General features: G+C 53.4%; 8 protein-coding genes and 1 tRNA gene. 7 read left to right on the forward strand and 2 right to left on the reverse strand.

The features are described from left to right. Window positions 1-4: 4 nt before the first annotated feature. The 4 genes from cfbD (at window position 5) to ACLQMU_RS11000 (ending at window position 4236) form a co-directional block, all read left to right on the forward strand. Window positions 5-1081 (forward strand): Ni-sirohydrochlorin a,c-diamide reductive cyclase catalytic subunit, encoded by a 1077-nt coding sequence (gene cfbD / locus ACLQMU_RS10985; RefSeq protein WP_424040054.1) that lies wholly within the window; start codon window positions 5-7, stop codon window positions 1079-1081. Next, window positions 1078-2451 carry a Ni-sirohydrochlorin a,c-diamide synthase gene (gene cfbB / locus ACLQMU_RS10990; RefSeq protein WP_422149751.1) on the forward strand — a complete coding sequence of 458 codons (1374 nt, stop codon included), beginning with the start codon at window positions 1078-1080 and terminating at the stop codon, window positions 2449-2451. The genes cfbD and cfbB overlap by 4 nt, the downstream gene beginning before the upstream one ends. Window positions 2452-3074: 623 nt before the next feature. Further along, window positions 3075-4058 carry a branched-chain-amino-acid transaminase gene (gene ilvE / locus ACLQMU_RS10995; protein WP_424040056.1) on the forward strand — a complete coding sequence of 328 codons (984 nt, stop codon included), beginning with the start codon at window positions 3075-3077 and terminating at the stop codon, window positions 4056-4058. 103 nt (window positions 4059-4161) lie between these two features. Then, window positions 4162-4236 (forward strand) — tRNA-Glu (locus ACLQMU_RS11000). 234 nt (window positions 4237-4470) lie between these two features. On the opposite strand, the gene ACLQMU_RS11005 is transcribed toward ACLQMU_RS11000, so the two are convergent. Continuing rightward, window positions 4471-5241, reverse strand: a complete 771-nt coding sequence (locus ACLQMU_RS11005; RefSeq protein WP_422148925.1) for a hypothetical protein — start codon at window positions 5239-5241, stop codon at window positions 4471-4473. 249 nt (window positions 5242-5490) lie between these two features. Here ACLQMU_RS11005 and ACLQMU_RS11010 point away from each other — a divergent pair, with 249 nt between their 5' ends. From ACLQMU_RS11010 to ACLQMU_RS11020, 3 genes are all read left to right on the forward strand, one after another. Beyond that, entirely contained in the window at window positions 5491-6483 is a 993-nt protein-coding gene (locus tag ACLQMU_RS11010) for a hypothetical protein (protein ID WP_422148924.1), read from the forward strand. Window positions 6484-6535: 52 nt separating this feature from the next. Next, entirely contained in the window at window positions 6536-7219 is a 684-nt protein-coding gene (locus tag ACLQMU_RS11015) for a winged helix-turn-helix transcriptional regulator (protein ID WP_424039748.1), read from the forward strand. Window positions 7220-7495: 276 nt separating this feature from the next. Continuing rightward, window positions 7496-10336: a PAS domain S-box protein gene (locus tag ACLQMU_RS11020; protein ID WP_424039746.1), complete on the forward strand. Its 2841-nt coding sequence runs from the start codon at window positions 7496-7498 to the stop codon at window positions 10334-10336. Between the two features lie 484 nt (window positions 10337-10820). On the opposite strand, the gene ACLQMU_RS11025 is transcribed toward ACLQMU_RS11020, so the two are convergent. Further along, window positions 10821-11213 (reverse strand): acetate uptake transporter (locus tag ACLQMU_RS11025; RefSeq protein ID WP_443673704.1); only part of this gene is annotated, 393 nt, incomplete at its 5' end.

Genomic DNA, 11213 nt, shown 5'->3' on the forward strand with positions numbered 1-11213 from the left:
AAGTATGCCAGCAGCACGATTCATGCATCCCCGCCCGAGTTCGATTGTGGCCGCATTGTATACTGCACGCGATCTCGAGGTGAATGTTGCGATCCTTCATGGTCCCTCGGGCTGCTCGTTCAAGCACGCCCGGCTTCTTGAAGAGGACGGGATGCGGGTGCTCACCACGGCCCTTGCGGACAACGAATTTATCTTCGGCGGCCAGAAGCCGCTTGAGGCAGTGATGCGGTACGCCGAAACGCATTTCGCACCAAAGCGCATGGCCGTGATCGGCACCTGCGTCTCGATGATCATCGGCGAGGATCTCGTGTCGGCCATCGACAGCGCCGGCATTACCACCCCGACGATTGCCGTGGATATCCATGCCGGCTTTCCCGAGAACATCTCCGGCGTGCTTGCGACCCTCGACGCGGCAAAAGAGGCCGGCTGGATTACCGGGGACGAACTCTCCCGCCAGCACCGGCTCATGGAAAAGGCAAACGAGGTTGAAAAAATCCGGGGCGCCGCATCGCAGGAGTACATCGAACCGTCCCGGGGCGATTTAAAACACGTCGCCGCACAGCGCCTCATCGCGTGCGCGAGAAGCGGGGCAAAGGGAGTTGCGATCCTGAATGCGAAAAAAGAGACGGCATACATGTTTGCCGACGAGCTCATCGCACTTCATGACGCCTGCCCGGATGCGGATATTACGTATATCGCAAACCTCGACAACCGGGGCCTGCCCAAGGTGCGGGCGGATGCCCAAAGGATCCGGGACGAGATGGCAAAGCGCGGCGTGCCGCCGGAACTCGTCGGTGCGCTGGACGAGTACGGGGCAAACGGCGATGCGCTCGGGGCCCGCATCCGTGAGATCGCGCCGTCGTTTGCGCTCATCGCCGGCGTCCCGCACGCGATCCCACCGGAGTACACGAACGGGATCGAGTGTTTCTCGGTCACGAACGGCCCCCGCCAGGTCGCGCCGCTCCACGCGATCGGGCACCAGCACGTGCTCGTCGAGATCGACCTCCACCCGAAGACGCTGGGCGTCCGGGAGATCGTGGAGAGCGAGTTTGGCGCGGTGACGAGGAGCCTCGCCCGATGAAAGCGCTGCTCATCACCGGCGACCGGTCCGGCAGCGGGAAGACGAGCATCACGCTCGCCCTTGCCGCCCTCCTGAAAAAACAGGGTGTTGTCCAGACCTTCAAGGTCGGGATGGACTACATCGATCCCTCGTATCTTGCCGCGGTCTCGGGCCGGCCCTGCCGGAACCTCGATAACTTTGCCCTTGGCGACGGGCAGATCCGCGACATCTTCTCGTTCGGGTGCCGGGGTGCCGATGTCGCGCTTGTCGAAGGGGTTCGCGGGCTGTACGAGGGGGCCGAGGCACTGGACGATACCGGCAGCACGGCCGCCATCGCAAAAGTCCTCGACCTGCCGGTCGTGCTCGTGGTCTCTGCGCAGAGTATCACCCGGAGCGCCGCCGCCATCGTGAAAGGATTCCAGGCATTCGACCCCGGGGTCAGGATCGCAGGCGTCATCCTCAACCAGGTCAGGGGCGGTTCGCATAAGGAAAAGGCGACCCGGGCTATCGAGCATTACTGCGGCGTGCCGGTGATCGGCGCGATCCCCCGGATGGAGGAGATGCAGCTGACCATGCGCCACCTCGGTCTTGTCCCGTACCGGGAGGGTGCGGGCCGGGGCGATTTTGACGAACGGATCCGTACGATCACCGACATGATCGGGAAATACGTTGATCTCGACCGGCTCCTTGCGCTTGCACAGGAGATCCCGCCATCCCGGAAGTCCTCGCAGCTTGACCCGGCACCGGCATCCGATGTGCGCATCGGGGTCGCGTACGACGAGGCATTCAACTTCTACTATGCCGATCTCTTCGACGTCCTCGCCTCGCTTGGGGCGGGCGTCGTGCAGTTCAGCCCTGTCCACGACCGGCTGCCGGACGCGGACGGCTACATCATCGGCGGGGGATACCCGGAGCTCTTCGTCCCGGAACTGGAGGCAAACGACCGGATGCGGAATGCGATCCGTGACGTATCAAAGAACGGCACGCCCATCTATGCGGAGTGCGGCGGGCTCATGTACCTCACCGACCGGATGGTGCTCAAAGAAGGCTGGCAGGGCCGGGATAAGGAACTCTCCGGCGCGATGTGCGGGGTATTCCCGGGCGAGACCCGGATGCCGGCCCGGCGCGTGGTCAGCTACGTGGAGGGGACGAGCGCGGCCGGGTGCCCGATGGGTGCCGCACGGTTCCGGGGCCACGAGTTCCATTATTCGGAGGTGGTGCTCGAACCTTCGACAAAATTTGCCTACAAACTCTCGCGGGGGATCGGGATCAGGGAAATGCTGGACGGTGCGGTGATCGATAACACGCTCGGGAGTTACACGCACCTGCACCCGGTGGGAAGCCGGGACATGTTCCGGAACTTTGTCGATGGTTGCCGGGGCCGGCGCTGACGGTCCGGCCTTATCGTTGGCAGGCCGGTTTCCATTGTTTCCTTTCGTTTCATATTTTCGGAGCAGAAGAGGGTCGGGTTTTTTCGCGGTCTTTGGGCATGTGTCTGAAAGACGAACCTGGCTAATAACCGGATCCGGCATCACCGGCGAGCAAGACCCGTGTAAAAACATGCGATGTCCCCCCCGCCTCAGGGCCCCTCCGGGGCACGGCGGGGCAAGGGAGTTTTTTCTTTCCGTCATGGATCCGCCGCGGGGGGCGTCCCTTCGGGGGCGGCGGCGTTCATCGCATATGTGGAGAAGCGACGAACTCCATACCGTATCTGAATGAGTTTTCGAGGGCACCCACCAGGAAATTCCTTTGAAGACCCCGCGGATTCCGGTATAATCTGCTTCTGCTCCTCTCCGCTTCCCGGCATTCCCCATCGTTCGATACCTCCCAAAACGGTACTACATTCATCATTACATCGCGTATGAGGAGGCCATAGGGGGGAGAGTTACAATTCCTTTCCGTCATCATGTGCATGGCCACGTGTCGAAAACGCAGATTTTCTCCAGTATCCTCTTTTTCAACCGCAGCGCATCAAAGAAAAAACTACAAAACCACCAACGCCCCATCACATGTTATGATCATTTACCTTGACGGGAAATACCTGCCCGAAGACCAGGCAAAGGTCTCCGTGTTCGATCACGGCCTGTTATACGGTGATGGTGTTTTTGAAGGGATCCGCGCCTACAACGGCAGGATCTTCCGGCTCAAGGAGCACCTCGACCGGCTCTTCGACTCGGCAAAGACAATCGATATCAGGCCGCCGATCTCAAAGGAGGAGATGGCCGAGGCGATCTGCGAGACGATGCGCCGGAACAACTTAAAAGATGCCTACATCCGGCCGATCATCACCCGGGGCATCGGGGACCTCGGCCTCGACCCCCGCAAGTGCAAAAAGGCGTCGGTTATCGTGATAGCCGTGACCTGGGGCGCGATGTACGGCGACCTGTACGAGAAAGGGCTCAAGGCCATCACGGTCTCGGTGCGGAGGAATGCCGCAGAGTCGCTGCCGCCCAACGTCAAAAGCCTCAACTACCTCAACAATATCCTCGCAAAAATCGAGGCGAACTACAAGGGCGGCGACGAGGCGATCTTCTTTGACACGAACGGGTACGTGGCTGAAGGCTCGGGCGACAACCTCTACATCATCAAGAACGGCGAGATCCTCACCCCGCACACGCTCAACAACCTCCGGGGGATCACCCGGATGGTGGTCAAGGAGATTGCCGAATCGCTCGGGATCACATTCAGGGAGCAGAACCTCGGCTATTTCGATCTCTACACCGCGGACGAACTGATCTGCACCGGCACCGCAGCCGAAGTGGCGCCGATCACCTGGGTCGATGGCAGGGTCATCGGCACCGGCAGGCCCGGCCCCATCACCCGGCAGCTGATGGCCGAATTCAAGATCGTAACTGACAAGGAAGGCTACCCCATCCATGGTAAGGCCGGCACAAAAGCGGCGGCAAAGCCAAAGGCAACAACGACGGTAAAGGCAAAGGCTGCGGTAAAGAAGGCTGCACCGGGCAAAGCAAAGAAGGCCGGCGCCCGGAAGAGATAATCTTTTTTTTTACCAGCGGCGGCGGGAAACAGCGGGCGGGCCCTCCGGCTGTCCGTTTCCATAACCTATTTATCAGGCAGAGTAAAACTAGTTAGAGCAACGCGCTGCTATAGTGTAGACCGGCCAATCATGCGGGCCTTTCACGCCCGCGACTGGGGTTCAAATCCCCATAGCAGCATCTTCTTTTGCGAGGTGGGATGCTTACTGTATACAGATAAATATCGGGTGTTGTTGCATTTACGGGACGCTTAAATACAAACTATCCAATTCTCACGATGGTATGATTTTCTTTAAATCCCGACAACGCAACGGAACGATAGTGTGTTTTTCTTGTCATGCAATTTCCATGGTAAAAAAAGGTGGATTCACTGGGGGTGATCGTTTGCCCTCTCTTATGCCCCCTCACCGGCATCTATTGTCCGGAAGAACGCATGACAACGAGTGCGACGCCATTGGATCCCGCAGTTCCACACGGTGTGACTTCCTTGACGTATGCAGGCGCTGCAGTAAACCCAAGTGCATCTGCTAATTGCTGCTGGGTGATGCCAAGCTGTTTGGCGGCCGAATTCAGGTCCGTGGTTTTACCTGTCGGAGTGTTGATGTTGAGGGCATCTGCCAGGGTCTGTTCGGAAACGCCCAGTTTTTCGGCTGCATGTGTCAGGACGGTGACATTTGAAATATCAGCAAAGATCCCGGTATTTCCTGAGGTAACGGTTACCCGGCTAGGTAATCCCAGTGCATCCATCAACTGCTGCTGGGTAACGCCGAGTTGTCCGGCTGCAGATTTTAGGCTCACCGGCGTATTTGTCGTCACATTAAGTGCGTTTGCGAGTGCCTGCTCAGTGACACCGAGTTTTTCAGCTGCCTGAGTCAGCATGGTGGCGTTATCTGAAACCGAGATAAACGGCCCTTGGCCGGTAGTGGGTGCAATGCCTACGACTTTCGTGATTGCGGCCCCATTGCTGAAACTAAGTGATCCTTGAGTGGCGATTACATAGCTGTTCGCCGGATCAAAGCATGTACCGTTGACCAAGGCCTGAGTCACTGTCGCTGCCCCGGCAGTACCTATACTCAGTCCCATGACTGCAAGGATAATGCAAAGACCGGTAAAAAGCCTGGCATATCTCATTTCTTTTTTCATGTTCTCCTCCTTTTGTAAATAACCGTCCCGTTGGGACTTCATATGCGGAATTATGTTTCCGCATTTCACTGATATCGCTGGCTTATTCAAAAGGAACTCTGGCACATTTCTTAACCTCACCGACAATAAGAAAACGTTTGTGCCGGATAAAATATATACTATTTAATTCCCGCTGCGGAATTTCATTTCTTTTTTCGCGTAAAACCAGTCTCCTGCCGCACAAAAATTACTCCTGATGAGTAGAGACTTGTGTCAGATATCTTATTTATCGCGTCTACCGAATAGTGTATCATGCGTTATCGGATAGCAGCAGGACTGGTATGCCTTCTTCTGGCGTTCTGTATCCCCCTCGTATCCGCAGCCCAGGTATCCGGTATTCTTTTTCCCGCAGCACCTGCCGGAACCGTTAATACGACGGTCACTTCAGCCGATCCGAATTTTAGTCCTGGAAATTCCGGATTTGTCACCGGTTTGGCATTACGTACCGGCCTGAACACCAATACAGTATTTGCCCAGACCGGATCGACTGCGATCGTTTTCCAGGCTCAGGGGAATACATCCCAGCCGGTTGCTAGGTTTACCGCACTTGAGGCACCTGATCCAATGGATATATCAGCACATTCCGGTCTTTTTGTCTGGACTTCCGGAAGCAGTGCCAGCCTCGCTACTGAACTGCCTTCACTTCCCGGTAATGTCATAGTAATCAAAAGCGGAAAGGTAGTCACATATGCTGGACCGCCCGGGACCGGAATAACCGTAGGGGCAGTGACGACTATTTCAGAAAACCCTGGAGTACATTACTATTTCCTCGGTAACGTCAGCGAAATTCGTCCGGTCACCACTACAGCGGCGACCGCAGCAGCGAAAGTTATTGTCATAGGCACCAATGCGGTTCCAACAATCGTTTCTCCATCGGCCAATGCGATCTATTTCGCAAGGGGTATTTCTGTAACTACGCCGGGCCAGTCGCTGCTGACAAACAATGAACAATTTGACATCGGTCCATCATCGGTAAGGTATTACGAGGATTCAGTTCCTGCGGGTAAACAACACGAATGGATCGACATCAACTGGACGGATCCGGATAAAAATCTGGAACTTACGATTTATGCTCCGGACGCCACGCTTGGCCTGTTTAACGATTCTTCAGATGGAAGAAAAGATGGCAGGATTTTCCTTGACGTAGCTGGCATGGCAAACCTCACTGCCGGGAACTGGTTCATCAAAGTGCAGAACGATGACGGCGAAATCGTTGATTACACGCTTAACACGTATTCAGCCTGATGGGTATATGGAACGACCTTCTTTTATCTTGGGTATTGCGCTTCTCCTGATTATGGTAGGTACCGCCGGGGTTTCTGCTCAGGAATATACAGTCCGGTCAGGATTCCAGAACCCACCTCCCCCAGATGCAATTCCTCGGACTCCCGCACCGGTCAGCTTCTTTGATCTTCCCTTATGGGTAATTCTGGCCCAGGTTGCCCTCCTACCCCCGGAATTATTTCTCTCAATAAAACTCTGGGTATTTCTTGGATTCCGGCGGGTTTCAGAAGAAAACGTGCTCGATCAGGGCGTTCGTGCAAAAATCTACGAATATATCCGAAAGAATCCGGGCATTCATTTGAGAGGCCTAGCAGAAGAAATGGATATCAGTATGGGTACGCTCCGGTATCATCTCAATATCCTCAAAGATACCCATAAGATAACGCTCAATGAAGGAGTGGCATCAGTCAGTTTTTATGAAAATAACGGATCCTATACGCCAGCTGAGCAGCATATTCTCAAACACCTCCGCAACGAAACCACGAAAAAGATCCTTAAGATCTTGATAACTTCACCGTCATCTACGAGAGCAGATATTGCACATGAAATCGGGGTGACCGGGCCATCTATAACCTGGCATATGAAAAGACTTGAGGACGATGATATATTGGTCACTCATCGGGAAGGACGAAAGATTTCATACGAAATCCTTCCTCACATTGCAAGTTACCTTTCACGAAGGCTCACACCTCTCTGAAAACAGTGCTGTTGCATCTGCAGTTGATGACCGTTATTCCATCTCGATTAAATTCAATTATCAACCGCCAACGCATCAGCACCGACGGTAGTTTGAATTCCCATGCACTAGCGTCAAAGATCAATAACCACCGGCACCTTTGCAGAACCAGGAAGCCCATCAAAATATTTGGGAAATCTGCTGATAACGTTTGATTTTACAGAATTTAAAGATTAAAAACGTATAATAAGCACAGAAAGGAAAATACCCTATGTTGTCAATCAAGGATGTTGTAACTTGTATAGTGTTCTTTATGTTGACGATGAACCAGGACTGCTTGAGATAGGTAAACTTTTTCTTGAGCAGAGTAGCCGGTTCAACGTTGACACCATTACTTCCGCTCCTGATGCACTAACTCTACTGAATTATAAGTCATTTGATGCCATTGTCGCCGATTACCAGATGCCGGGCATGGATGGCATCGAATTTTTAAAGAGGGTAAGATCTTCGGGGAATACCATCCCGTTTATCCTTTTCACCGGACGAGGCCGTGAAGAGATCGTCATCCAGGCATTGAATGAAGGCGCTGACTTTTACCTCCAGAAAGGTGGTGAACCCAGGTCACAGTTCACCGAGCTCGCGCACAAGATCCGCCAGGCTGTCGAGCACAGAAAGGCGGAAACCAGTGTCCGTGATCTTGAGCGCCGGGAAGCGGATATCATCAACTTCCTGCCTGACGCAACCTTTGCCGTCGACGTCAATGGCGTTGTTATTGCCTGGAATCGTGCCATTGAAGAAATGACGAATGTTTCGGCCGCGGCGATGCTCGGAAAAGGGAATTATGAATACTCAATTCCGTTTTACGGGCAACGGCAACTGATCCTGATCGATCTAATCAATGAATCTGATGAGGTCATCGCCACCCACAAATACGTACATATCCATCACGACAAGAACTTCCTGATAGCTGATACAACTCTCCTCCGCGATGAGGGAAAGTCAATAACGCTCATGTGCAAAGCAAGCCCGCTTTACAACCGGCAAGGCGAGGTCGTCGGTGCGATCGAGTCGATCCGGGACATTACCGTGAGGAAACTGGCAGAAGACGCACTGAAACAAAACGAGTACCGGCTTAATACGCTTGTCGCTTTTTACCAGATGACCTCTGCTCCTTTAAAAGATTTGATGATCTTTGCCGTGGAAGAGGCTGTGAAAATAACCGCCAGCTCGATTGGATATCTCGCATTTGTGTCTGATGATGAATCTGTTCTTACAATGTACGCCTGGTCTTCACAGGCGACGAAGGAATGCCAGATTCACAAAAAACCCATTGAATACCCTCTCAACACAACCGGATTATGGGGAGAAGCAGTCCGCCAGCGCCGTCCCGTGATCACAAATGACTATGCCGCTGAAAATCCTTTAAAAAAAGGATATCCCAAAGGGCATGTTCCCATTATCAGGCACATGAATATCCCTGTTTTTGATGGTGCCCGAATCGTGATGATTGCAGGTGTAGGGAACAAAACTGCGGAGTATGATGAACAGGATATACGTGAACTCACCGTCCTGATGAGTAGTTTATGGAGTGTCATTAAACAACGGAGGGCAGAAGAGGAACTCAAAAAGAAAAATGAGGAACTTACTGCCTCCTATGAACAAATTTCTGCCGCAGAAGAGGAACTCCGTGCCAACGTAGATGAATTGACCCACCGGGAACTGGCGCTGCGGGAGAGCGAGAAGAAGTACCGCTTGCTCCTTGAGGGTCTTTACGACAGTATCCTCGTGCACCGGAATACAAAGATACTTTACCTGAACCCGGCATGTGAAAAAGTGCTCGGGTATTCCCGGGACGCGCTGTTAGGCCAGTCCATCATGCTCCTTGTCCCTCCTGAATTCCGGGAGATGGTCACTATTGCCGTCAGGAACCGGATGGCCGGGAAAACTTTTGAGCCCTACGAACTGGATCTCATCCGGGGGGATGGCAGCCGTATCTCGGTTCTCATGAGCGGGAACCTGGTTGACTTTGAAGGAGCTCCTGCATCCATCAACCTGATCATCGACATTTCCTCACGCAAACGGGCAGAACAGGCACTGCAGGAAAGCGAAAAAAGATTCCACGAGCTTACCGACCTCCTGCCGCAGATCATCTATGAAGCGGATGCAGATGGCAACCTGATATACGCGAACCGCATCGCATTCGACCGATTCGGGTACACAGAAGAAGACTTTAAGCACGGGCTCAATGTCCGGCAAATGTTTGCTCAGGACGATCTTGAACGGGTCTCGGCGGATTTCCGCACCATGATTGAAGGAAAGGGCGGGCAGGAACATAAGGGCGAATACATGGCTCTCCGGAAAGACGGCAGTACATTTCCCGTCACTATCCACTCATCACCGATTGTCGTGAATGGCAGGATCACCGGCCTTCGGGGGATTATCATTGATATCACGGAACGCAAGCGGGCCGAGGTGGCAATCCGGCAAATGAACAAGAAACTTAACCTCCTCTCGGTCATCACACGACACGACATAACAAATCAATTGACTATGCTTGTTGGATTTCTCCAAATTCTGGAAATGAAGCAGCCGGATTCCTTAACCAATGAATATTTCCAGAAGGCCAAAACCGCTGCAGAGCGCATCTCTGACACGATCAGGTTTACCAAAGAATACGAGAACCTCGGCGTCCATGCCCCGTTCTGGCAGGACTGCCACACACTTGTTGAAACCGCAGCAAAGGATGCTCAGCTCGGATCGGTCACGATGAAAAACGACCTTCCTGCCGGTTTTGAAGTGTTTGCCGACCCGCTGATAGTTAAGGTTTTTTTCAACCTGATAGACAATGCGTTACGATACGGCGGGAAAATTACAACCATCCGGTTCTCTGCAGAAGAAAGTGATGGCGATCATATCGTAGTGTGCGAAGATGATGGTATCGGAATTTCTGCAGTGGAAAAAGAGAAGATCTTCGACCGGGGATTCGGGAAGAATACCGGGTTGGGGCTTTTCCTTGCCCGTGAGATCCTCGACATCACGGGTATCACTATCCGGGAGACCGGCGAGGAGGGGAAGGGCGCCCGGTTCGAGATCATGGTGCCGAAAGGTATGTGGCGAATGGCTGAAAAAGGTTCATGATGGCGTTAAAAAAAGAAAAAAACAGATAAAAAAAGACACGGGTTCTGCATGACGCAACCATTTTTTCCTTTTAAGGGAGGAAACGGATGTTCATTTTTTTTGCGAAAAGGCTGCTACTACCGCCTCTCTGTTGTATAAAGTAGTATGGCATGGCCGCGGAATCGCGCTCCATGGACCCGGTAATCACGAAGAGGCGATTGCCTTCTACGACAAAGCTATTGCCCTCAACCAGGATTACGCAGAATCCTGGTGCAGTCGTATAAGAGCATTAGCTCAATAGTGATCAGTCATCCGATGCAGTTGTATCGCATGACAAAGCAATCGTTCTTAACCCTCATTACACTCCAGCATGGACCCGTCGGGGAAACGCCCTTAATCATCCCGGAGAGTATTCAGGTGGGATTGACTCGTCTGACAGGGCTATTGCAATGTGCCCGGATGACGCTGGTGCCGCAGACGTTTTCGTTGTATTACCAAAAAAAGATCAGACCGGAATGATCCTCCGGTTGTGGACTTCGTTTATTACCTGGCCTAACCCGATATAGATCGCAAGACCGCCGGCGATAATCCCCATCACGCCACCGGCCAGTTTGACAAGGCCGCTTTCCGTCAGCTCTGCTGCAACCAGAAGAGCGATCGTCAGGAACACCGCAAGGACGGTCACCTGGAGGCTCCGGTGCATGTTCAGGGTGCAGATCAGGAGCCCGAATGCAACGATCCCCCAGACGGCAAGGAACGCGGCGAGATCAGCTGGCCCCGGTGCCTTGGCAAGGCCGAGAACCGGCAGCATGAGGACGCCGGCAAAGGTCATCCAGAAGAACCCGAAACTCACGAAGGTCAGAAACCCGAAGTTGTTGTTCTTCTTCCATTCCATGAG

The sequence above is a fragment of the Methanoregula sp. genome (assembly GCF_052325125.1).
Taxonomy (GTDB): Archaea; Halobacteriota; Methanomicrobia; order Methanomicrobiales; family Methanospirillaceae; genus Methanoregula.